The sequence below is a fragment of the Streptococcus sp. 27098_8_69 genome, from assembly GCF_041432445.1.
In the GTDB taxonomy this organism is placed as follows: domain Bacteria; phylum Bacillota; class Bacilli; order Lactobacillales; family Streptococcaceae; genus Streptococcus.
The window spans coordinates 26,658-50,811 of record NZ_JAPVZO010000008.1 but is presented as its reverse complement, the minus strand read 5'-3'; the positions used below and the strand labels follow the sequence as shown (position 1 = coordinate 50,811).

General features: G+C 41.1%; 22 protein-coding genes and 1 pseudogene. All 23 read right to left on the bottom strand.

The features are described 5' to 3' along the window. Nucleotides 1-5: 5 nt before the first annotated feature. A complete protein-coding gene (locus tag O3658_RS04315; protein ID WP_371559534.1) occupies nt 6-5,813 on the bottom strand; it encodes a ZmpA/ZmpB/ZmpC family metallo-endopeptidase in 5,808 nt (1,935 codons plus the stop codon). A 659-nt stretch (nt 5,814-6,472) separates the two neighbouring features. Continuing rightward, complete coding sequence (locus tag O3658_RS04310) at nt 6,473-7,339, bottom strand: CHAP domain-containing protein (protein WP_371559533.1); 867 nt, start codon at nt 7,337-7,339, stop codon at nt 6,473-6,475. A 2-nt stretch (nt 7,340-7,341) separates the two neighbouring features. Next, nucleotides 7,342-7,671 (bottom strand): phage holin, encoded by a 330-nt coding sequence (locus O3658_RS04305; RefSeq protein WP_371559532.1) that lies wholly within the window; start codon nt 7,669-7,671, stop codon nt 7,342-7,344. Then, nucleotides 7,658-8,074 carry a hypothetical protein gene (locus O3658_RS04300; protein ID WP_261028463.1) on the bottom strand — a complete coding sequence of 139 codons (417 nt, stop codon included), beginning with the start codon at nt 8,072-8,074 and terminating at the stop codon, nt 7,658-7,660. The genes O3658_RS04305 and O3658_RS04300 overlap by 14 nt, the downstream gene beginning before the upstream one ends. Before the next feature lie 16 nt (nt 8,075-8,090). Then, on the bottom strand, nt 8,091-8,738 hold the full coding sequence (locus O3658_RS04295) for a hypothetical protein (protein WP_371559530.1): 648 nt from the start codon (nt 8,736-8,738) through the stop codon (nt 8,091-8,093). Beyond that, a complete protein-coding gene (locus O3658_RS04290; RefSeq protein WP_371559529.1) occupies nt 8,728-8,940 on the bottom strand; it encodes a hypothetical protein in 213 nt (70 codons plus the stop codon). Before O3658_RS04290 ends, O3658_RS04295 begins: the two co-directional genes overlap by 11 nt. Continuing rightward, on the bottom strand, nt 8,937-13,511 hold the full coding sequence (locus tag O3658_RS04285; RefSeq protein ID WP_371559528.1) for a phage tail spike protein: 4,575 nt from the start codon (nt 13,509-13,511) through the stop codon (nt 8,937-8,939). Before O3658_RS04285 ends, O3658_RS04290 begins: the two co-directional genes overlap by 4 nt. Next, entirely contained in the window at nt 13,508-14,203 is a 696-nt protein-coding gene (locus O3658_RS04280) for a phage tail protein (protein ID WP_371559526.1), read from the bottom strand. Before O3658_RS04280 ends, O3658_RS04285 begins: the two co-directional genes overlap by 4 nt. Further along, a complete protein-coding gene (locus O3658_RS04275; protein WP_371559525.1) occupies nt 14,203-16,704 on the bottom strand; it encodes a PblA in 2,502 nt (833 codons plus the stop codon). The genes O3658_RS04280 and O3658_RS04275 overlap by 1 nt, the downstream gene beginning before the upstream one ends. Nucleotides 16,705-16,883: 179 nt before the next feature. After that, nucleotides 16,884-17,447: an HNH endonuclease signature motif containing protein gene (locus O3658_RS04270; protein ID WP_371559523.1), complete on the bottom strand. Its 564-nt coding sequence runs from the start codon at nt 17,445-17,447 to the stop codon at nt 16,884-16,886. Between the two features lie 146 nt (nt 17,448-17,593). After that, nucleotides 17,594-18,124: pseudogene (locus O3658_RS04265) on the bottom strand (PblA); the annotation flags it as partial. Continuing rightward, nucleotides 18,124-18,504 carry a DUF5361 domain-containing protein gene (locus O3658_RS04260; RefSeq protein WP_371559522.1) on the bottom strand — a complete coding sequence of 127 codons (381 nt, stop codon included), beginning with the start codon at nt 18,502-18,504 and terminating at the stop codon, nt 18,124-18,126. The gene O3658_RS04260 and the pseudogene O3658_RS04265, both read right to left, overlap by 1 nt. 14 nt (nt 18,505-18,518) lie before the next feature. Continuing rightward, a complete protein-coding gene (locus O3658_RS04255) occupies nt 18,519-18,830 on the bottom strand; it encodes a hypothetical protein (RefSeq protein ID WP_371559521.1) in 312 nt (103 codons plus the stop codon). Nucleotides 18,831-18,832: 2 nt separating this feature from the next. Further along, complete coding sequence (locus tag O3658_RS04250) at nt 18,833-19,384, bottom strand: phage tail protein (RefSeq protein ID WP_371559520.1); 552 nt, start codon at nt 19,382-19,384, stop codon at nt 18,833-18,835. A 14-nt stretch (nt 19,385-19,398) separates the two neighbouring features. After that, the gene (locus tag O3658_RS04245) at nt 19,399-19,734 is read right to left on the bottom strand and encodes a hypothetical protein (protein ID WP_061418860.1); all 336 of its coding nucleotides are present in this window, start codon (nt 19,732-19,734) and stop codon (nt 19,399-19,401) included. Further along, complete coding sequence (locus O3658_RS04240; protein ID WP_371559518.1) at nt 19,731-19,970, bottom strand: hypothetical protein; 240 nt, start codon at nt 19,968-19,970, stop codon at nt 19,731-19,733. Before O3658_RS04240 ends, O3658_RS04245 begins: the two co-directional genes overlap by 4 nt. After that, nucleotides 19,963-20,301: a hypothetical protein gene (locus O3658_RS04235; protein ID WP_212573631.1), complete on the bottom strand. Its 339-nt coding sequence runs from the start codon at nt 20,299-20,301 to the stop codon at nt 19,963-19,965. The genes O3658_RS04240 and O3658_RS04235 overlap by 8 nt, the downstream gene beginning before the upstream one ends. After that, a complete protein-coding gene (locus O3658_RS04230; RefSeq protein WP_301559848.1) occupies nt 20,288-20,683 on the bottom strand; it encodes a phage Gp19/Gp15/Gp42 family protein in 396 nt (131 codons plus the stop codon). Before O3658_RS04230 ends, O3658_RS04235 begins: the two co-directional genes overlap by 14 nt. Nucleotides 20,684-20,703: 20 nt before the next feature. Next, nucleotides 20,704-20,922: a hypothetical protein gene (locus O3658_RS04225; RefSeq protein WP_301559847.1), complete on the bottom strand. Its 219-nt coding sequence runs from the start codon at nt 20,920-20,922 to the stop codon at nt 20,704-20,706. Nucleotides 20,923-20,925: 3 nt separating this feature from the next. Beyond that, nucleotides 20,926-21,822 (bottom strand): phage major capsid protein, encoded by an 897-nt coding sequence (locus O3658_RS04220; RefSeq protein ID WP_301559846.1) that lies wholly within the window; start codon nt 21,820-21,822, stop codon nt 20,926-20,928. A gap of 14 nt (nt 21,823-21,836) precedes the next feature. Next, the gene (locus tag O3658_RS04215; protein ID WP_371559516.1) at nt 21,837-22,298 is read right to left on the bottom strand and encodes a DUF4355 domain-containing protein; all 462 of its coding nucleotides are present in this window, start codon (nt 22,296-22,298) and stop codon (nt 21,837-21,839) included. A gap of 79 nt (nt 22,299-22,377) precedes the next feature. After that, nucleotides 22,378-23,790, bottom strand: a complete 1,413-nt coding sequence (locus O3658_RS04210) for a terminase (RefSeq protein WP_371559514.1) — start codon at nt 23,788-23,790, stop codon at nt 22,378-22,380. A 63-nt stretch (nt 23,791-23,853) separates the two neighbouring features. After that, the gene (locus tag O3658_RS04205) at nt 23,854-24,147 is read right to left on the bottom strand and encodes a hypothetical protein (RefSeq protein ID WP_371559513.1); all 294 of its coding nucleotides are present in this window, start codon (nt 24,145-24,147) and stop codon (nt 23,854-23,856) included. Between the last annotated feature and the right edge of the window lie 7 nt (nt 24,148-24,154).

Below are 24,154 nucleotides of genomic sequence, written 5' to 3'. Positions count from 1 at the left end.
AAACACTATTTTTTATTTTCAAAAATTGAACTTCTAAAATCATCAGTTTGATTTAGATAGGCCTTAAACACTGCTCTCTTTAACTTATGAACTGCACTATCATATTCTGGATTATAGTTGTCCCAAGAATAACGATTCTCATCTGCATCCTTACGGACAGCTTCGTCCATTAATCGCTGCAGTTCTTCTACACTATGAATCGTCTTTCTTGCAAAACTTGCCCAAGATTTGGTTGGATCGTTGAAGGTCACCTTTTTCAAGTTTCCAAACTGACCCACCCGTTCTTGGTACATAGCTGTTTTAAATTCTGCCCAAGTTTTATACTTACCTTCAAATACCTTTTCCAAAACAAGATCATCTGTCACCAATCCTCGTTCTTTACCATAAAGATTGATAGTTTTCCCTTGTTGTTTAGCAACTTCCTCGTATTGGTTTGAGATATAAGGTACCATTCCATCCTTAAAACCTTTGGCAGCCAGAAGTTCATAAGCAATCCTACGTCCCATCAAATCACCCGGAGTTCCCTTACTGCTCAGAGCCGAATAGATTGGGGCAAAGAGTTTAATCGTATAGTAACCGTTTCTTTCATATTCCCCAGACTTATATTCACGAGCTGACAAGATATTATTTTTAATTAAACTATCAAAGGTAGTCAATTTTTTGGCATCTTCTTCTGTCAGATTTTGTACAACGTTAGTAGCGTAAACCTCATTTCCATCTGCAGGATCTTTCACGTATTTATTCTCGATTTTTCTCAGAGCCGTCATTTTCTGATAAGCATCTAACTGTTTCACAATAGATTGCCCTTCGAGATATTCCAACATGTAAACGACATCAAACATATTGTGGACGTAGTTCTGAAGATCTGCTGCGTCATTAAATCTTGTAGTTGGATCAAGTACTTGCAATCGCTGGCCTTCTGTACTATCTGATGTTTTATGTTTCAAGATAGAGTTGATGGTAATGGTTGCATCACTTGGTTGATCAGGAGCTTGCAATAAGCCTTTTGCGAAGAACTCCGGTCCTAAGCCACTTCTTCGACCATAGCCACCAAGGTAAATATCCTGATCTGAATCATGTGTCATCTCATGGGTATAGGTGATAGCTCCATCCTTATCTAACATACGATAGGACATATAGTAAACGCCATCTCCAGTTGCATAAGCACCATGGTGATTGTGAACTACTTTATTCCCCACTGGACCAAAGAAATTCTTCATCGCCGGATTGGTACTATCAAACTGAGCCTCAACTGTAGCTTTTCCAGATGTTGTATCATCTCCAAACTTATAGGCATCATAAAGTAAAATTGTACGATAGAGCTTTTCACGTCCTTCTTTATCTAAAATACGATACCAATAATCATAGTGATCTCGCTGACGTTTGGCTGTTTCACGCGCATTATCTTCAACAAACTTATTGAGTTCATCTCCAGCCTTATAATCGCTGTTGCGGTAGCGATCGTAAGCACCAAATCCTAGGCTAGACAAGGTTGAGATGACAAATACAGATCTTTCTGGCAAGGTAAGGAGAGGCAAGACCATATTGCGGTATTTCCAAGTACTACTAGTAATTCTGTCATAAACACCGATAGAATACTTAGTCCCTGCTTGCTCTTGCTTGGCTTTGACCTCTGCAATAGTGGATTTTTCTTCAACAATGAAAGCTTTGGTCTGTTTTTTAAACCAGTCATTATTGCTAGTGTTTGGTAAAAAGACTTTTCGGTAATTTTCTAGCGTGCTAAACAAATCTGTCGTTCCATGATGGCTGGCAAGACTGATAGCATAAGTATCGACATTGTTTTTAGCAAGAAGATTGTTAAAGCCAGATTTACCTAACTCAATCAGAGTATCTAATGGTGAAGTATTTCCTTTACCAAAGAAGTCTGGACGATACATCACCAGGTCTTTGACATTCACTTGACCATAGCTAAAGTTATACCAACGTTCTAAATAAGTTAAACCGAGTAGCAAGGCTTCCTTATTGTTCTTGATTTTATCTACAAGATAGCCTCTGGTAACTGGGTTGTCACCAGCAAGTCCAGCATCTGCTGACAAGAGTTTTTTCAAACTGTTTGCCAAATTTTGTTTTGTTTTGACGAACTGGTCTTCCAGATAGAGCTCAGTTTGCTTGACATCTGGAGAAATTCCGAGTGTCTTTCTGATGGCATCCGACTTATAGTCAACCTTTTGTAAGTCAGGTAAGACTTGCTTAATGATAGAGTCTTGGTCATACAAGAATTGATTTGGAGTGTAGAGGAGTCCTGTATCCCCTAAACTATATTCTGCCAGCTTGGCAAAATCAGTCTGGTACTTGAGATCGAGCTTCTCAGATGAATGGTCCTGATAGTGAAGCAAGAGTTTATTTGCAGTCTGTTTGTTAGAAACAATATCTGTGATGACTTGGTCATCCTTCATCATAACTGCGGACAAGAGTTCTTTTTGATATAAGAGACTGTTCTCCTTGACCAGGTTTCCGTATTTCACGATGGTCGCCTTGTTATAGAAAGGTAACAATTTTTCAATGTTCTTATAAACCAAAGCACGGTTAGCTTGATAATGGGCTACCTTAGAAAAATCACTGTCTTTCTTGCCGCTTGTTGAGAGGGGTTCCACTGTTGGAGGAGTGAGAGGATTGATTTCTGCTTTTTTATTAGTCACTTCAGAAGCATCTAGCATTGTTCCTCTTTCTTCAAAGGATTCTTTGCTGATGACTTCATCCCTAACCAAGGTGACATTGTATACTCTGTTCGCTTTGCTGCTGAATGTGTCCTTCACCTTCATTCCATTGTAGTGGTAACCGGTAATGGCATTCCCGTTGGTTACATTGACATCACTTAGTACATTGGTCAATCTTCCTGCATGCTGTTCCTCATTTGTTTTTCGATCCCACAAATATCCTGCTACACCCGCGACTCTACCAAAGTGCTTGACATTATTGATATCACCTTCAGCATAGCTATCCTGTATATGCGCATCTTGATCTACTAGACCTGCAAGCCCACCAACAGTCTGATCTGAACTATTGGTGTTGGATGAAATGGCTACTGTCGCTTTGGATTTAGCAATAGACGCATTTTTTCCTGTTAAATGACCGACCAGACCGCCAATATTGTAGGCATCAGTCGTTTCATAGGTATTGACAATTCTTCCCTTGAAACTGCTCTCTGCGATGCTTGATTGGTCTGCCTTAGCAAGCAATCCACCGATACCACGTTCTCCAGCCAGAACACCATCGACATGAACTTGTTTAATCTTTGTGCCATTCGTAGCTTCAGTTGCCAGTGAAGCAATATCATTTTTCCCTGAAATAGTAACATTTTTTAGACTCAGTTTTTCTACTGTAGCACCATTCAAGTTTTCAAACAGAGGTTTTTTCAAATTATAGATAGCATAATTCTTGCCATCTTTTTCTCCAATCAACTGACCAGTAAAGGTTCCCTTGATATAGGATCTTTCATCAGGACTAAGCTCCACTTCGTTAGCATTCAGGCTAGCTGCTAAATGATAGGTTCCAGAGAGATTTTGGTTTATAGCTTTGACCAGATTACTAAAGGAAGTAAAGTTTGTCTTTTCCTCTGTAGCCTTCTTGGAAAGATAGAAGCTGAAATGGTCGACATATTTATTGTTCTGCTCTTGCTGGAGTTTCTCAGCTTTGGCTGTGATTTTATAAACTGACTGACCATTTCTTTCCTCTTCAGTAATTGAAGCGACTGGTAGATAGACATCTTTAAACGATTCCGATTTTACCTTAATAAAGTAAGTATCTGTATTGTTTGGAACACCATCCAACGAAACATGCTGTTTATAAATTCCATTCGTCTGGCTATAGAGCTCTACATCAGAAACATTTCTTAATTCAAGTGTTTTCTCTGGATCTGTTTCTTTCGGATTTTCAGTCGGAATATCCGGCTTTATTTGATCAATATCACCAGTGTATTCTGGAAGTGGGGCTACCTGTTCAGGCTCACCTTTGTCACTTACTACTGCTTCTGGCAATTCGGGTTGAACTTCAGGTACGCCTTTATCACTTACAACAGCTTCTGGCAACTCTGGGTGAACTTCAGGTTCACCTTTATCAGTAACAACTGCTTCTGGCAATTCAGGTTGAACTTCTGGTTCACCTTTATCTGTTACAACTGCTTCTGGTAACTCTGGCTGGATCGCAGGCTCGCCTTTGTCACTTACAACTGCTTCGGGTAATTCAGGTTGAACTTCTGGTTCGCCTTTGTCACTTACTAAAGCTTCTGGTAACTCTGGCTGAATTGCAGGCTCACCCTTATCAGTCACGACTGCTTCTGGTAACGCAGGTTGAACTTCCGGCTCACCTTTGTCAGTCACAACTGCTTCTGGTAAGGCGGGTTGGACTGCTGGTTCTCCTTTATCGCTTACAACTGCTTCTGGCAATTCAGGTTGAACTTCCGGTTTGTCTTTATCGGTTACAACTGCTTCTGGCAATTCAGGTTGAACTTCCGGTTCTCCTTTATCAGTAACAACTGCTTCTGGCAAGGCGGGTTGAACTTCCGGCTCACCTTTGTCAGTTACAACCGCTTCTGGTAACGCAGGTTGAACTTCCGGTACGCCTTTATCACTTACAACAGCCTCTGGCAAGGCGGGTTGGACTGCAGGCTCACCCTTGTCACTTACTACTGCTTCCGGCAACGTTGCTTGAACTTCTGCCTCACCCTTGTCTGTAACAACTGCTTCGGGTAATTCTGGCTGGACCGCTGGTTCGCCCTGGTCAGTTACTACTGCTTCTGGTAACGTTGGTTGAACTTCAGATTCGCCTTTGTCACTTACAACTGCTTCTGGTAACGCAGGTTGAACTTCAGGTACGCCTTTATCACTTACCACAGCTTCTGGCAAGGCGGGTTGGACTGCAGCCTCCCCTTTATCAGATACAACTGCTTCTGGTAACTCTGGCTGGATCGCTGGCTCCCCCTTGTCGGTTACCAGAGTTCCAGCTTGTACATCCTTATGTTTGGCTAATTGTTCTTGAGAATCTGAAGATTGTTTCTCTTTTTTTGTTGGATTGGTTAATTCTGTAGAAAGAGGTTTTTCAACTACTTGAACTTCTGTCGGCTTAGTTGAAGAAACAGGTGTTTGTTCCTGAATAGCCTGTACTGTTGATGGATGTTCTACAAAATTTGGTGTAACATTGTAATCTACCTTTTGTTGATTTTTGGGAGTAGCTACTGATTTCTCTTGATTATCTACTTTAGATTCAGAAGTTATGTTTCCCTCTTTGATATATCCAATATAAGTGTAACCTGAAATCCCTTTAGGAAGAGGCAATTTTTCTCCAGAGGTCAATTCATAGTCAGTATTGTAATTCAGTAAGAGATTATTTTCTAAAGCATGAGCCGATACAAGAACACCATTTCCTATTCCTGCAACCAATACTAAATGTAATAGCGTTTTATTCTTAACTTTTTTCTTAGAAACGGCAAAAATTAAAATCCCCAGAGCCGCTAAGCTAGCACCAGCAACTAGGGTTTGCATATCATTCTTACTTCCAGTATTTGGTAAGTCTCCCAGTTGATTTTGGGAATTTAATTTATAAACAAGATAATAAGTCTCATCATCATTCTCCATGTATGTCGGAATGTCATAGACAAGATGCTTCTTTTCTTCTGATGATAGCTCTGACTCTGTCACATATTTATAGTGAACACCTTTAGTCTCTTGAGCCTCTACAGATGAGCTAGCTAATACAGACATAAAAAATAAACTTGAAATCGTTGCAGAGACAAGTCCTACTGATAATTTTCTAAATGAAAAACACTGCTGTTTTTCACCAAAATACTTTTCCATTATTCCTCCTTGAAATAAAATTTTAAAAATATGCAAGCTAAACTTTATTATATTAGCTTGTTATCTTATAAAAAGGTAACATACTTTGATTATACTCTTAATTTACCAAAAAGTCTTAAAATTGAGATGCGCTTTCATACTTTGTTTTATATATATAGTGGATTGAAATAAGATATGAACAGAGAAATTAGAAAAGTCAACCTAATTTCTAGAAATATTTTTAGCAGTTGTAGTGTACTGTTCTAGATTCAATCTACTATAAAATACGAATGAACAGGGTTTTAATTTCTTATATTCTTTTTGGATAAAAAAATAGGCTCTCCGAAAACTCGGAAAGCCTTATTTAATGCTACTTCTAGCTTCCTCGCCTTTTCATTTCAAGGCTCGGGATAAAAAGGTTCACTGGACCTTTTTATTTTGCGATTGGGTAAACAGAAACTTGTTTTATAACTAAAAGTATTTAAAATATGCAATAGTGTTCAAAAGCTTGAAAAACAAGGATTTTAACAGATGACATTCTAATTAAATATTAAATAAAAAACTATTCTGGGTACCAAAATGGGTACCAAAACCGTGATTTTTTCACTGTCTAAGTGCAAACAAAAAACCGCAAGCCTGAACCTGCGGTTAGTGTACTATATTTTTGATTCTTTCTATTTTTATTTTGTGGTGATTAAGCCATTAGGCTCAATCATAAATTCTGGCTTATCTGCCAGTGTTCCGTCTGGTTTGAGATAGTACCAGCCTGTTCCGTCTGCGGATTGGACAAATGAGTTTGATACCATGTTACCGTTCTTACGGTCGAGGTAGTACCAAGTCAACTTGTGCTTAATCCAACCAGTGACCATCTTGCCGTCTTCATCGAAATAATACCAGGCGTTGTTGATACGAGCCCAGCCAGTGGCCATAGATCCTGAATCCGTGAACCAGTACCAAGCATCCTTATAGTTCAACCATGTACTGCGCTTCATGAAGCCTTTGTCATCGAAATAGTACCAAACATCGTTGATTTTCTCCCATTTATCGGTTGGGTATGAGCCATCTTCACGAACCCACCACCAGCCGTACTGGTTCTGTTTCCAGCCAGTTTCAACCTCTTCAGGCGGTACGATATACCCAACGATTTCACTTACAGAACGCTCATTGTAGCGACAAGGGCCACCCACTTCTAAGTAGTCCCAGTTTCCATCGATGTTCTGCTCAATCGTCTTGATAGTATTTCCGTCTGAGTCCTCATATACAAGACCTGTATGCCCGTAGTTGACACCGTCGCCAGCTACATAGGATTTTACGAAGAACCAGCCAGCCTTTGGATAGTCAGCGTCATACACGACTTTCAGGCCTTGTGAACGTGCTGACTCAAGCAAGTCGTAGGCATTCCCCCATAGCGTCACGCCGTACCAATGACGTAGCCCGTAACAAGGCACGTCGGTACACTGGAAGCCATAAACTCCATCATTATCCACTCCATCGACAGCGTTGGCCTTATCGATGAAGAATTGAATCATTTCTTGTTTCTTAGACATACTTACTCCTTCCAAGCATCATTCATCTGCTTCACAGCAGATTCAACGAATGTGTCCAAATCTTTGTCAGTCATGCTGATATTGTACTTGCTAAGCTCAGCACGGATTTTAGCGCGAGCCTGTTCCAGCTTCTCTTCACCCTTGTAGCCAGTTTCTGAAGCGACTTGCTCAACGGCATTGACCGCATTTTTGGCCAAGATCTCCACAATTTTGATGGTTTTCTCTCCACCCTTCTTAATAAGGTAGTCTTTGATTGACTTGACTACGATACCTAGCAAAATAACTAGGATGCTGATGGCTCCGTTTAGTAAAATTTCGTTAATCTGTTGCATTTATATTTTCCTCCACAATTTCCAATGCTAGAAATTTTTCATACAGTACCTTGATGGCTCCATTGCCACCAAGCTCGACATAACTTTCATAAAGACGAGACAACTCCTCAATCTCATGCTGATTGGTATTGCCTCGTCTAATGGCTTTTTTTAGGTTTTCTTGCAATCGAAAACGTTGTAATCTTTGAAGACCTTTTCCAATAACACTCAATCCTTTGCTATTATCTTTTCCAATGTTCTCGACATTTGAAACTGTTTTTTCAATAGCACTAATTTTGTCAGATAAGAGACTGATTTGCTTGTCAGTCTCTTTTGTATTCTGCGTGCTTTTGAAGGAGAAATAGCTAGGAATAATCACGATTAGAATCGGACTTAATTTATCCAGAAATGCTAGTAATTCCAATCAGACCACTTCCAATCTACTGTGCAGAAACTCGAGTAGTTTCAAGATCACTTCCATTCTTTTGGCCATCCCACTTCCAGATTGCAAGAAGGCCATTTTGAGATGGTCCACCTTCAAGTTCCTTGAGAGATTCACCTTTGTAGCTGAAAGCCTGATTCGTCTGAATCAAGACACGCTTGCCCTCACCGTTCAGCTCGACATGTTCAGGATCTTCAATCACAAACATATCACCTGGCTGATAGGCCTTGCCTTCTTCTGCAAATGGGAAGAGTTCTACAAGGAGCTTGTAGGTTGTTCCGTAGGCGATTTTCTCGCCCATGATTGAATCCTGTGCCATGACACGCACTACTTTGTCGATTTTATTTGCAAGCGCAGAGAGTCGGTTCTGCTCGCTTTCATTATGTGCAATCTTCTGATTGGCCTGTTCAAGTTGCGCCTGTGCTTTAACGATTGCTGCGCCAGGATCTAGTTCAGCTTTTAAGATATCAAGAACCGCTTGAATCAAGACATCCTCTGATTCATTTGTACGGTCTCCTGAAAGTTCACGCATGTTCGTACTGTATCGATTGCCCTCTGACAGACGAATTTCTACCACAGTCTTAATGTTGTCTCCGAAGCCTCGTGTGTAAGGCTTGCTCGCTAATTCATAATTATTAATTGCCATTTGTCATTTTTCCTTTCACTTCTTCAAAGAGCTCTTTTAGAGCTGGGTCATATTCTAGAACCTCTTTCATCGTGTGCAATTCGCTTGCTGCATACAAATAAAGAGCTTCATTCTGAGCTGCTTCTTTCTCACTGACTGCTAGCTTTTTAGTCAGCGAATCAAGTGTTAACTGATTTACTACTGCGTCCATGTTGTTATTCATGCTACTGTTTTCTCCATTTCTTCTATTTTTTGATTTAACTCTTGTATCGACTTAATCAAATAAGGCACAATCGCTACATAGTCGATGTGCAAGTAATCATCTGCTTTTTCAGGATTTTTTGAAATCACTGATGGAAGTATCGCTTCAACTTCTTGTGCGATCAAACCTACTTCTTCATGCTTACCAGTACTTATGAAATCAAAGGATTTCATTTTCAATTGCTTGATTTTATCTAGAGCAACAATGTTACTATCCAGAATATTCTCTTTCAAGCGCTTGTCGGAAGCCATGTCGATATGATACTTGAGGCTTCCGTCACCGACTTGATTCCACCATACAACCGAGTTCTTACTTCCAGCACGAGGGGTTGAACCTGTACCGTAGATTTCAGAACCATTGCGCATATAAATATCTTTATAGAACGAATTGGCTCCATAAAAATTAACAGAGCAGGTACTTGAAAAATCAACCACTCTATGGAATGCCGCATCATTGTTACAGTACATTTTTCCATCAAGTGTGACGTACCAAGACAAGGGCCCTGGTCTTCCCCAAGTGTTGCCCCAATTGGCCCAGAAGGCTGTCTGGAACTCTCGACCTCTACCGTTACTCATGCCGACCTTAAACTGGTCTAATCCAGTCAACCAGAATGAACTTGGGTCGTTATCATGTGTACCAATCTGGAACCCACCGATTCGGCCTTGATAACCTTCAAGCAAGGTTGCAGTGACTACGACTGACCGGAGCTTATTGATAAAGGCTTCTTTAGCAGCAAGCGTATCTGTGAAGAGATCACTTGATACAAATCTTCTAGCCATAGCCATATCCATGACCAGCTTATCAGCCGTGATAGAGTTCGTTCGTATAACATCCGCATTCAGAGTCGCGAACGTACCCTCACCAACAAATAATCGCTTGAAGTAACCGTCAATTGCAGTTAATTTATCAGCCAGAGTGTGCCCCTCAAGTCTGATAGTCTCTGCTTTAATTCCTGCATTTCTACCTGCTAGATTAAAACCAGCTATGATTTCGTTGACACTGTTCTTATTATGAACTCCCCACGACCCAGCTAGTTGTCTTTGAACGGTTTTCAGGTTCTCGTTTTTGGAAACTTCAACCTGGAACAGCTGATTGGTCATAGCCATCCGAGCGACATTATCAGCAATCCCATTATCTGTATTGCCCAATATCCGCTCGTAAAGCTGACTGGTTTCTTTGACTCGCTGGAAGTCAGTAGTCTCTACTTTTCGTGCTAGTTGATTGGTCACATTCGCAAATTGACTATCAGAATTTGCTTTGTTTGCAGAAACCTGATCAGATATTCTACCCATTTGTCGTTCAGCATTATCCTTGTTTGTAGCGACCTGAGTCTTTAAATTTGAAATCTGAGTAGTGGTTCCTTGCTCACTGCTTGTAAGTCTATTTGATAGACCGCTGATTTGACCGCCCAAATCTTGCTTATAAGTAGTTATCTGACTTGAAATATCCGTGAACTTACCATCTACAGATTGACGATAGCTTGCGATTTGACTAGCGATGTCTTTATTCGCACTAGTTTTAGCAGCTTCAATCCTCTGATTGATACCCTTCACATCTTCTTGATAAGTCGCTTTGCCTACATAGTCCCTTGTTACCAACTCACGTACAGCCGTTGCTTGTTTTGCGCTTTCCTCACGAGAATAGCGCTGCAATGCTTCCTGTCGCTGACCGTCTTTATTGGCATATTCCTGAATAGCTGACAAGTCAGTTCGCAAGCCCTGAGCCGTCCGCTCAAAGGTGGCCTTAGCCTCTATGATAAGACCGTCAGTGTCTTCGGGAGCAGGACTCCAGTCTGTAGCAACATTGCCTTTCTCAATCTTCACGTCCCAGACGCTTTTGGTTGCTTCTTTGTGATAAGTGTTAACTCGTAGATGATAAATCCCTGTCGGCTTATTCCAAGTGATTTTCGTTCCTGTGGTACCTGTCTTGAGGTCCGATACAATTTGATAATTTCTGACATCCTTGTCCATAATCCAAAGAACTACGTTATCGGATTCCTTATTCCCGTCGTGATGAGCTGTAAAGGTCCCGTCTGTTTTAGCAGAAATAATGTATTCCTGCCCCTGTTCCATGTAAATAGACGTATTTCCTGCATAAAGAACATTATTATCAAAATTAGCCGGTTTCCTATCTGGCAGAAAAGGTCCTTTTGAGCCTTTCAACAAGTTAGTTCCACCGACTCTCAAGTTTGAAAATTCTTCTCGCAATTTCCCAGCTTCAGCCACGACCAGAGTCTTATCTGCCTTGTCCTTGGTTGCGTTCAGGATTTCCTGATGGATAGAACCAGCCCGCACCTCAAATTCAGCCTGACTCAATTTCTGATCCAGCTTGTTCTGTGTGTCTGTCTCAAGACTCTTCACAGACTGCCTGATATTCTCAGCAGTCACGTTGAGTGCACTGATATCCGCTTTAGTTCTCAATCCTTCAGTCAGACTTCTCACACCAGCATCTAGCGAGTCAGCGCGCTGTCTGAAGTTGGATTCGACGGCTGAAATCTGACCCTCAGTATCTTCGATTGCCGGGCTCCAGTCAGTAGCTAGAGTCCCTTTTTCAAGTTTAATCCTACGAACGGAATAGTTATTATTTCCACCGTAGTCATACAAGGCCATTTCTCCCCTAGAGTAACGAGGATCGTCGTTCGGAAAGATAACTGGACCTGTGAATGTGAACCGTTGCCAGTCCTTGCTTGGAGTGATGTCTGCGCTAGCTTTCAGACCGAAGCGATTTGTTTGATAATGATAAAAATGTAGAGGACGAATCTCACCACCTTCGTTGATTTTTAAATCAAACGATAAAGTCCAAGTTTCACCTATATTTTCTTGAGTAAGGTAGGGATGTAGAGGAAATGCGAAGAACCGTGTACTTGTTCGAACCTTCTCGGAGTCTCGATAATAGTTTCTACCACCGACTTTAACACTCGCTATTTTACTAGCCAGTTCCTCGGCCGTCTGCAGGAGCTCAGACTTACTAGCCTTACCGTTGGCCAAGTTGGTCAGCTCTGATAATCTGCGAGTCGTTGTCTCTTCATACGTCGCTTGCGCCGACTTCACACCAGCCAATTCTTTTTTTGTCTGGATCAGTGCTTCAACTTGTTCATCAACTTCATCTTTTATTTGTTCTTGCTTCGATAGAACTTCATTTGCTAAAGCATCCAAATCACTTGACAAAGTCATCTGAGCGCTCGTAGCCTGTTTCTTGAATTCTTCAAGTTTGGCAACAGAATCCAACCCAATCCGCTTCGCTTCCTGAGCAAGCAGGCTACTTGCACCAGCGTTTCTCAAGGCCTCTTCAGCTCTGCGCTTGGCTTCTTGTAATGGGCCGTTGTTAAAACTGCCAAAACGCTGGTCGATATTATCAGAGAGATCTCTCTTAACCTCTTCAGACTTGGCTTTGGCAGCGTTGAGACCATCTGTGAATTGGTTGACCAGCTCCTCTTTTTGACGATCAAAAGCGAGATCCGCATTTTTGATCTCTCTTTCTAACTGACGCTCAAAATCATCATGAAGTTGTTGCGCTTCACCCTTGACCGCATCACTGACCGCGTTCCCAATCGCATTCGCAAGACCTGACTTAAACTGACCAAAGCCGATTGAAATCAGCTTCTTTGCCATTGGCGAATAGGTGTACTTGGTGATTTTCTTACGCACATCCAGATTGTAGACCTCATGAAACAGGCTCACGATGTCATACATCTGAACAGGCACGTCACTCTGGCCGACAACCTCAAGTTCAAGGCTATCTTCCATCATGTCGCAGAGCGATGTTTTGAAATACTGCTCGCCATATTTTCGCAGGCTCGCTTCATCCTTCACGTCCTGGTCATTAACCTCAATCACATCTTCATAGATTTGACTGTACTTGTTAATAAGTGGACTATCAATCGTGACCGTAAACGTACGATCAGGTGCCTTCTCTCCCTCACCTTTGACTGTCGCGATAAAAGTAATACGAGTCTTCAAAGACTTGGTAGAGGTCTTGTGCTGATAGCTAGACAGGTTTTTCTTGTACATAAAAAGCGATTCGTTTTCCGAACCGCCATTTTTTAAAAGCCGAACCTGGTAGCCGTGGCGAACAAGGTCGCCACCCCATTGACCGATGATCGAGTGCTTATCTTTCGCGAATGCCTCCATAGCATTCTTAGAGCCGATGTTAAAGGTGTGTCTATCTTCAATATCAGAGAAGAATGAGAACGGATTGTCACGAGTGATCGCGCCAGCAAAACGACTGAGAGCAGTTGAGCCAGTCGCTCTATCAAGAGTAAGCGAACTGACCACATAGTTATTCAAAAGGGTGAATACTTGTTTCGCATAGACTTGAATATAGCCATGCTTCTTCTCTACCTCAAAAATGACAAAATCCTGTTCACCGTGAAGGTCATCAGCCGTTAGGAACGCTTCCTCCTTCAACTGATCCCACAACGAATCAGAAGTAGGGAATCGGAAGGTCAATTGATAGGTGCTATTATCCTCTTGAACGATTTCATCAGCATATGCAGCATTCAGAGGCATATTCCCATTTGTTAAATAAATCAAATCTTATACCTCCAATTCGGTCGAATAGTAATCTTACGGACGGTTCCAGTAAACGAGATCCCGACCTTACCAGTCGGGATTTCCAAGAACCCTCCACGTTTCCTGAGAGTGTTCTGAACCGCACCAGTAGCATTGTAGATATTTTGCTTGCCTTGCCTGCAATCAATCATGGCCTTGGTCTTAATAGCAAGATACATGGTCTTACGGCCAATAGTAAGGGAGATATCACCATCCCCCTCAACCTCGATGATTGGTTCCGAATAAATCGTTCCAGGATTGTTGACTGTACCAGATGCTGTCAGCACCACAGGCGCTACATCTTTTTGATAGCGGAACGGCTGCATGTCTAGCTTGATTTCTAACTTCCAAGCATGATTCCCAAACGGCTCAAAATTAGCAGTCACAAAATTAGCGTAGAACAATGAACCAAGCTGATAGCTAAATTCCAAAACGTTATCATTCGATTGAAACTTATCAAGTATACTTGAAATCTCAACCATTTTTTTAACGTGGAGAGCGAAGGTCCTTTCGTAACTGTCGAAAGAACCATCTAGCACACGGTAACTACCATTGACTCCATAAAGGTTTGCCTTCTCTCCTTTTGGCTTAGCAGCCTCCACCTTCCCAAAATCTGTCACAACACAACCAGGAAGGGTTGAAGTGTTAAAACCATTGATGATCATATAATTCATTAAATTCCCTCCCTTGCATAAATTGCACCGTGTTGTTCGTAGGTTTTGAGCGAGATAATATCATTGTCTAGGTAGATATCTGACGATTTCTCAAGGATAGCAGTAAGGATTCTTTCCATACTTGTTCTCAGAATCGCTATCTCAGACACGGTTTTACTCTCATGTGCTTCAAATTGAGCTGACGGCATTGCCAACTGTGCCTCAAGGCTTTTAGTAACTGAGGCAGAGGAATTCAGATCCAGACTATCTCCTGAAAATACATCTGAAATTTCATCAGCCATACCTCCAACAGTTTGCTTCACACCCTTAAAACGTTCTTTTAATCCTTGGTCTAAACTTTGCATGATTGCAGTACCTGCAGGGATCAACAATTTCCGGTCATATTCGATAGGACCTTTGTGGTCACGAATCCAGCTAGCGATCCCTCCAACAAAGTCAGTGACAGAAGACCACATAGACTGCAGACCATTTAAGAAACCTTGTAAGATTGCCTGGCCTGCACCATACAGATCAATATTCCACAATTGATTGAAAAAACCAGTGACATTACTTACAAGACTAGATACCGCATTAGACATGCTGTTCCAAGCATTTTGCGCGCCAGATACAAGACCATTGATAATGCTTAGAACGCTAGATACTAGAGAACTCCAAGCATTACTTGCCGTTGACTTGATACCTTCCCACAAATTAGAAAGGAAGTTCATAAAGCTATCCCAGATATCCTGCGCACCCTGAACTAAGCCTGAAATCAAATTTAATATAGTGGTTTTTATCCAGTCCCAGGAAACAAATGCAGCTGTTTTGATAGCCTCCCAAATCGCACTAAGAACAGCAGAAAAGTTTTCAAAAACAGCAATACCATAACCTACGATGACATCTACGACTCCAGAGAAATATGTTTTAATCCCCTCCCATATCAGAGAAATGCCATTTTGAATGCCTTCCCAAATTAGAGAAAGATCAGCTCCCAGCTGGTTAAAATTCCCTGTCACAAGGTCGATAATGACCAAAAGAGCACCCAAGAAAATTGATTTAATGATTTCCCAAGCACCTTGAAAAATCATCTTAATCCCTTCCCAAATTTGAGTAAGACCATCTGAAATGTTATTCCAAACATTCATGAATCCGTCAATGAACGGTTGAACAATAGCCATCACTACCGTTGTGATAGCTGTCCATGCAATAGATGCTACCTCTTGAATCCTTACCCACAAGTCAGAAAAGAATGTTACAACAGCATTCCACATGGCCTTCAAAGACTCAATGTAAGCATTCCAGGTTGTAACAACTCCATCCCACAAAGTGCTAGCACCTTCAGAGATACCAGACCAAATACCAACAAAGAAATCAGCAATTCCCTGCCATGCCTGCTTTATCCAATCCACAAAAGATGACCAAATTTGCTGACCAGTTTCTGTTTGTGTGAAGAACCAGACTAATCCAGCAACAAGAGCAGAAATAGCCGTGACAACAATTCCAATCCAGCCACCTGAAACGCTTAGGACTGCATTAAAAATCTTAAACGCTCCACTTGCTCCCATAGTAGCAGCCGCATTCGCCGCTTCTGCGGTAGTGAGTGCACCGGTTCTTACGAACTGAGCCAGCATAAGACCATTCGTAATAGCCAGAGTTGCATTCCTGATTGTTTCAATTCCTTTTATTACCGCTAAGACAGCTTTATATCCTGCCCATGCACTCGTAATGCCAACAACAGCCGATTTTAAGGCATCTAATGCAAGAGGTGAATCTTTTAACCAAGAGGTAAATTTACTAAGACTTTCAGAAGCGTCTCTGATAAAACCTGTGATACTTTCAAAGGCAATGCCTAGCAAATTCACTCCCTGCTCTCCGTCTTTGATCCCTAACAGATCTCCAACGAAGTCAACAACAATGCTTGCAACATTACCAGCAACAACTCCGATATTCTCAAAAGTAACTCGGATATTATCCGCAATATTGACAATTTGAGTTGCAGCTTCCTCACTAAAACCAATCGTATTCAGAATATCAATGTTATCTTGCTTACTTAATGACCCAAAAATCATGTCAAAAAAGGTCTCAAAGATTCCTGTTACACGAGCCAGTTGATCAAAAACTGCACTCCCAAAGGCATCCCCAAAAAGCTGAGATGCAATCTGACTAATCCCTTCAGTCAGAACCAATCCAAGGCCTGAAAAAACATTGCCAATCATCGGCAAAAAATTATCAAAGAGAAATGTAGAGGTTGTTTTAAGCAGAGCATGCAGAGAAGGCAGGATATTCTCCCCCAATGCCAGCTTACCAAGGACATTCTGAGCAGCTGCTTTCATAGATTCAAAAGAACCACTAAAAGTAGATGCCGCCTCTTTAGCTGTTGTTCCAGTGATGTCGAGATTTTCTTGGATAGCGTGGATAGCATTATAAACATCTGACAGGTTGTTAATGTCATACTTAACACCAGTCAACTTCTGAGCGTCATTCAAGAGACGCTCCATTTCCTGCTTTGTACCACCATACACGGTACATATTCGCTACAATTCGCTAGATTGTAGCCGTCTTTTTTAGACTGCTCTATGTTGCCATAGAGATTAGACTATCTCTTATGTATTAAATACATCCTAGCGCTTCGGCTCGCTTGAGCCTACTCTACTCCATTAAAAAAACACCCTTTTGGATGTTTTTTCTGTTTCGATAGTCGTTACACTTTCAAGGTTTTAGAACGTCCACCGTTCTTGTAAGAAAATCTATATCCCCTAGTTCTTCCACGTCTTCCAATCGTGCCTTTTTCTAACATTAGAGAAATATTAGAAATAGTGCAATCAAAGTATTTTGCAGTTTCAGAAACACTTTCAAATTCCATTGTGTCAATAACATCAAGCCATGCTAAATGTCCGCCACCTCTTTTATTTCTTTCTTCTGCGTATCTTGTAACTATGATTGATTCACTTCTTACACCAATCGTTTCAAATCGTGAATTATTTTCTGAATAAGTCGCCCACCTTAAGTTTTCAATAGAATTGTTTTCTCGGTTCCCATCGATATGGTCAACTGTCAATTTTTTACCTGGATTCGGAATAAAGGCTTCTGCCACCAATCTATGAATAGGAACTTTTTCAGATTTATTGTTTTTGTATAGGTCAACTATCAAATAGCCATTCTGTTTATTTTTGAATGGTTGTTTAATAAGTCCGGTTTTATCATTTCTGACTTCTCCGAACTCATTTATTGAATAGTTGTCATTTCTTTTGATTTTCTTCCACATACTGCTTTTTTCCTAGTATTTGATAACTTTATTTTATCATACAATTAAGGAAAAAGCGACTAAAATCTTGCTTAGCACGGTATTGTCTAGGCAACTCCTAGAGTTTCACCGTTTTCACTAGGTTTATACTCGGCTATGGTTTTTCTACCGAGTTTAAGGTTATCCAACATGGTGTAGTTTTGCTTCGCAAACCCTTGATAAGCCATCTGAATGCTCTCCATCGATGTACCCATCTTGTTAGCATTATCTGACATATCAATCATTGCCATGTTTGCTGTTTCAGCAGCTTTGTTTGTATCTCCACCCAAAGATTGCAAGAGACTAGCTGAGAAGCCTGTCACGTTCTCCATGTAGGCATTAGCTGACAATCCTGTTGTCTTGTAAGCCTCATTAGCATATCCCTTGACCTTGTCAGCAGAACCTTTGAAAAGAGTTTCAATACCTCCGAGCGATTGCTGGAGCGCTGCACCTTCACTGATAGCAGCTGAAAAAGCCTTGCCAATCCCTGCTGCTGCAATAACCTTTGTCATAACGCTAACAAGACTAGAACCTAATGACTGCCCAGCACTTTGTCCTGCTGCGCTAGCTTCAGGATTGAGAAGCGATTGGATTTTACCAGTAATGCCTCTGGCCGATGGTATCAATTGTACATAAGCTTGTGCTATTTCTGTCGCCACTAATCCTCACCTCCTATCTTTTCTAGAATTTGCTGACGATATTCTTCAAAGTCCTCACCAGAATCAAAGATCATCTCCTTACTTTCTTTAGCTTTAGTTTTATCTGCCAGCTCCTCTGCAACCATTAATGGTTTATTGATTCCTTTCTGACCGTCTGTTGTTTTAAACCAAACAAGAGCAGAAAGTCTATCTAGCACGCCCGCAAGCAAAAAAGTTTCAAAAGGAACCTTGCTATTGGTCATTGCTAGTTTGATCCGTGAATCATCTCTCAGACCAAAAGCAAAGACAGCTACTTGGTCAGCAGGTAACTGTCTGTAGTCAAAAATTCCATAGGTTTCAGCTAAATCACAAACAAGAGCGTCTTCGTCTGTTTGAATCATTCTAGCAAGGAGCGCTATTTTTTTAACTGGTTCTGACTTGTGAAAATCTCACTAATTTCTGCTCCCATTTTATCCAAAGGAACAATACCATCCGCCGTCCGCACATGGTTTTTCAAATCTTCTGATTTGTCACCAAGCATAAGTTTGACCACTTTTGGTAAAACTGCCGGATTTGTATCTACTTCAGCGATGGCTTCAAGTAACTCATAGTTTTCCAAGCGCTCTTTTGTAATTTCAAAAGCAAATCCAGTCGAAGTAACACCACGAATTGTTTTAATCTGTGGGGTTGCTCCGTTATTTTTTTTCTTACGATTTCGTCTTGACATGATTAAGCTCCTTTGATGTATTCATAGTGTGTGTCGTCAGCAGCGTTAGGGAAGGCAGTTACTGTCGTACCATATCCAAGAACACTTCCATCGTTATAAGTGATTTCATCAATGGAAGTTACCTTTCCTGAAGGGATAACAATACGTTTAAGTACACCACCTTTTAGGACTGTTTCGATAACCAGACAGTGATGTGGCAATTCTTTTGAATTTGCCTTGATCGTAATTCCTGATGACAAATCCCCAGATACATTATCTGGTCCATACACTTCCTTCAAAACATGTAGATTCAATGCTTCTATAAGCATATATTTGAATGTGTCTGTTTTTTCCTTTTGAACTGAGCTTACAACGACACCGCCCCAAGCTTTGATATTTTCTGACTCTGGCGAGTTACTGTTGGTCATACCGTCTTCTGAAATATAACCTAGTGCTTCAAACGCCTGATCTAACTTTGTTGTTGCATCTGTCGGCAGTGCCGTTCCAAGAGGTGCAGAATAAACCGCACCTCCGATTTTAGGTTTTGCAGTCGTTACATTTGCTTCTTTTCCCATTTAATTTCTCCTTTTTAAAAATAATTAATATCAAATACGGCTTGATATCGATATTGTTTCGTTTCAGTGTCCGTAAAATTGTAATCGCTGTTTAAGTGGACGCCACAGATTGAATCTAGTTCAATCAACCCTTTAACAGCACTTTTTACTTTCACATTGAGCTCGGCAGCCTTCTGCATAGTAGGACCATAGCTTTGAAAAGCAAAGGTCGCACTACCAGAATGATTCCGCTCCTTTCCTCCTGTCTTTTGAATAATGACAAAACTATCAGGAGCTTCAGCTTCATGCTCAAAAAATGACGGTACATCTAAATGACCGTCAAGATATTTCTTGATAATAATTTCAATCATTTATGTACCGCCTTCAACAAAGTGTTATTTTTCAAATTATCCCTCTTCGCTTTTCGCGTAGCTGGATAAATCATAGCATTGGCTCTTGTCTTACCAATGTGGCTATCTTGTTCATAGCCAGGACCACATCTTTTTTTAATGACCGTTGCTTCTTTGTTCAAGATGTCCTGAATCTCTTTTGATTTCAAAAGAGCTCCTACACCCGAACCGATAAGCTTGATTTTTGTATTACTCATACGCTTCAACCATCACTTTCTTATTCCATTCTAGAGGCATCATGGCTTCAATGCCTTCTAACGGAAAGCCAATCGTGCGCCATTTTCGCCCAAAGAAACGAACCTCACGGTCTTTCCACTCGTTCTGATCGCCTTTTGGAATGCCCAGCGTATAAGCTGCCTTTTTCCCAGTCAAATTGAGCTGATTGGTGATATCTTCTGTCGAAGCTGGAACAACCAGGACATTATCTACTTGAATTTCAGTATTCTCATAGATAGGATGACCAAAGTCATCCCGACCAGTCTTGGTTTTCCCAGTCAAAGTTACAGTAATTCCTTTAATCCGTCCCATAAATATCAATCACCCCATATCTTTGTTTTTTGAGACCCAGACGTTTCAATTCAGAGTCCTTGATGAAGAGACCACCTCCAGGGACTAGATAAGAACCACTCACTGAGTAGCCCAAGGCGCTTTCAGCAAATTGAGTCACCGGCTCCTGGTCAGTTGAGGTCATCAACGTGCGAGCTACCACATCAACGGTGACGGACTTGACCACCATAGCAAAAGATGGATCAGTAGCCACTAACCCATCTAAATCCTTGCCAACTTTTTTAGCTTCAACTCGAAGAGAATGAGAAACAACTTCCAACAGCGCCTCGGCTCGTTTTTCCTCATCGAATTTCAACGTTCGCCACAATTTTTTCAAATCTTCTACTGTTGCAAAGTTTTCCATTTCTACCTCCAGTCAAGCGACTACTGAGCTTCAGTGTCAGCTTGTTCAATCAGCGAAATCAATTCAGGTTTTGTGGCGCGATTATCATAAGTAATCTCTTTTTCATCAAGGATTTTTTTCAACGCTGCGTTAGTCAATGTGTCCAAGGGCTTGTATTCTTCAATCGGAACCCAATCACCTCCACTAATTGCATTTTCAGTAACGATAGTAGTCCCTGTTTTTACATTAATGTATTCCATATACTACCCCGCTTTCACAACACGAGCAAAGCTGTTTTTGTCCAAAATTCCCCATCCGAGATAGATTTCTGCACGAAGATAGACTTGGTTATAGCCTTTCAAGTCTTTTCCAGAATTGTCTGGATCACCATATCGAATGACTTCTAGTGGAATCTGCTTAGCATATCCCCATTTAACCATGTTAGCAAAGTCACCAACAATAGCAACATCCTTGTTGGTTCCAACATTAAGACCAACTGTTGTATTTACATCTACAGGTAGACCATTAATAGCCCCTGGATTTGCTCCCCATGCTAATTCAGGGTAAAGGCGCTCATTAGCCGCATTCTTCATGCTAGCAAGTGCACTTGCAAATGTAGTATCAATAGCCATACCGCTAACGATATTATCAGCCCCTTGAATCATCTTCACTGCATCTTCGACATTGGTATCTGGATCACTTGTTGTGAAGTTCACTGTCTGAGTGACTGCCTTATCAAAGCAGTTATCCCCAATAACAGCCGATTCTTGTTTAGTCCGTGGATTAACACCATGGAAAGCCATGATATCAATACCACGAGCCACCTTATTAGCAAATCCTTCATTGAATGACTTCAAATAGTCAATTTTAGCTTCTTCTGACGCATAAACGAACTCGTCAGATACACGAGCGCCATACTCGATTTTAATAGGCACAATAGTTACAGGTTCCAGACTTGCACCACCATGCGTTTTCTTCCCGTTTTCTGCAACAATATCTACATCAGAATCGAATGTAAATGTGAATTCCTTCAATCCATTAAACGGGATAGCTCGTTGATTAGACAATTTAGCCAATGAGCTGTGACCTTTAACTTTGTTGATAAGGTCTGTCACAAGCATTGGGTCAAATAATGTTCCTCTTGATAGTTGATCTGTCATATATTATTACTCCTTTAATCTTCAAAAACTAAACCTTGTACTAGGTTTTTATAAGATGTATTTTCAGTTTTTTCTAGAGCAGGCTCTAGAGTTCGCATTGGTGCGACATGTTCAGTATGTTTCACAAAAGATGCCAAACGCTCTGCATCTGCTTTGAAGCTATCTTCATCAGTTCCCTGCAAACGATCTGCAAGGTCGTAAGGCAATCCATATTGCAACGCAATCCGAGTTCGCAGACTAGCCGTCTCATAACCAGAGATTTGATTCTGCAACTCTTCAAGTTGCTTGTCATCATCCGCCTTACTTTGACGATTAGCTTCAATTGTTGACTTCAAGCCAACATTTTCTTCTTCCAATTCTGCAACACGAGACTTAAGCTGGTCATAGTCGCCATACTTCTCTTTCTCTCGAGACAAGCGAGCTTTAATAGCATTATCAAATTCTTCTTGTGTAGTGATTGGTTTAAATTCTGACATTCTCATGTCTCCTTTCTCCTGCTTCCCCGGCAGTTCGGTAATTTTGAGCATCAAAAAAGCAGTCACAAGACCGCTTATTTTAATAACTGATTTTTTGCTTTTTCTTAGGCTTGGTCGTAGCACAAGCCCAGTGCGCAAGCAAAGCACTATCCATCAAAGAAATATCCATATCGTCAAAGTGCGATCGATAACCAAAGCCACCATTTGAACCAATATTCCGCTTATCGCAGTTAGTAGCTACTTTAGACAATGATGGTTGGCCAGCGTGACAGATGGTTTTCTGGTAAATTCCCTGCTCCCAAAGAGCATTGGCCACGATGATTTCTTTCACCGTTGGAAGAATCACATTCTTGATTCTGTAGTCCTTCAACTCTTCGTCCAAGATCTTTTGACCACTTGCGCCATCGATGACAATTTGAGCCACGTCAGCTTGACGCAAAAAGGCAACCATCCACTCATTCCCATTACGAACGGATTGACAATCGACTGTTTCGATAAAGAAACGGCCATCCTTGGTACGTGCAGCAATGCTCAATGCCACGTTCGTTCCATCTTGACCGTACTTAATGCCAACAGACAGCTTGCCAGATAATGCTGGAATATCATCCACCTTGAGCTCGTTCCACTCCGTTTCAGAAATAGCAGATTTCTGGTTGTAAGTTGGCCAAAATCCCAAACGTTGGATATTATGGTCCAGCTTATCCTCACCAAGCTCAGCTTCAATCTTACGCTCATTTAAGTGGTATCCCATAGACGGATTAGAATTATACCAAACTTCCACATCGTCGATTTCCTTTTCATCGGAAACCGACCACTCAGCCCAGCCAGAATACTTCCCTTTCCCAAAAAGACAAGTCTCACGATACTTAGTAAAGACCGTTCCACTTGATACTGGTGTCGGAGGTGTTCCACACATGATTGTGATAGGATTTTCACTATCCGTAACCGTATATTTCAAAGCAGATTCTTGCTCGGTCGTGTACTCCTGAGCCTCGTCAATGATCAGCATGTCGAACCCTTCACCAAGACCACCATTAGATGTCCTAGTACGGAATTGGATAACACCTCCTGTTGAATAAAGTTCAATTCTCTCCTGCCCCTTCGCACGAATGGAATTGAAATCCTCACCATCAACATACCCCATTTTCTCAAGGTATCGTTTGACCTTTTCGAAAGAGGAGTGAGATGTAGAAATCCGGTGAGCCGTATGTAGGATATTCAATCCCTTATGCAAGCCCCAAATTTCAAGAATATAAAGAATTTCAGATTTTCCGTTTCGTCGAGGAATAGAGTAACCAAACTTCTGATGCACCCAAAGACCATTCTTGTCAATGGCCATCATAGGCAGTAAGAGATTTTTCTGCCAGGCATAGCAAGAAAGGCCAGTCCGTTCGTAAAATTCAATCGCTTCTTTAGCTTTTGAATTTTTCTTGACGTATTTTAAAATCACCGATTGAGTAGGATTCTGATTGCCAAGTTTCTTCCTCGCCATTCTACTTTCCTTTCAATCGTCATCGCATGATAACCCTGTCGCTGGGAGATAATTTACTCCTTTCTAAGCATTTTCTTGAGGTCTAGCATTCTTTTCCACCCATTTTTTGAAATCATCAAACGTATCCATCTTTTTCAATAATAGATACTTCTCGACTTCTTCAATAGCTTTTTCGACAGAATCGTCATGAAAGCAGTAACCGTTAACCGATAAATCAAAAATTTTATTTTTGTTTTTCTTATCAACAATCCATAACTCCTCACCATGCCAAGCGCTCTGTGGGTCGTAATATTTCAAGGACTGTATCTCCAGATTGTTATCTTCAATCAATCCTATCAATTTTTTGTATTTGTTCATCAAAATT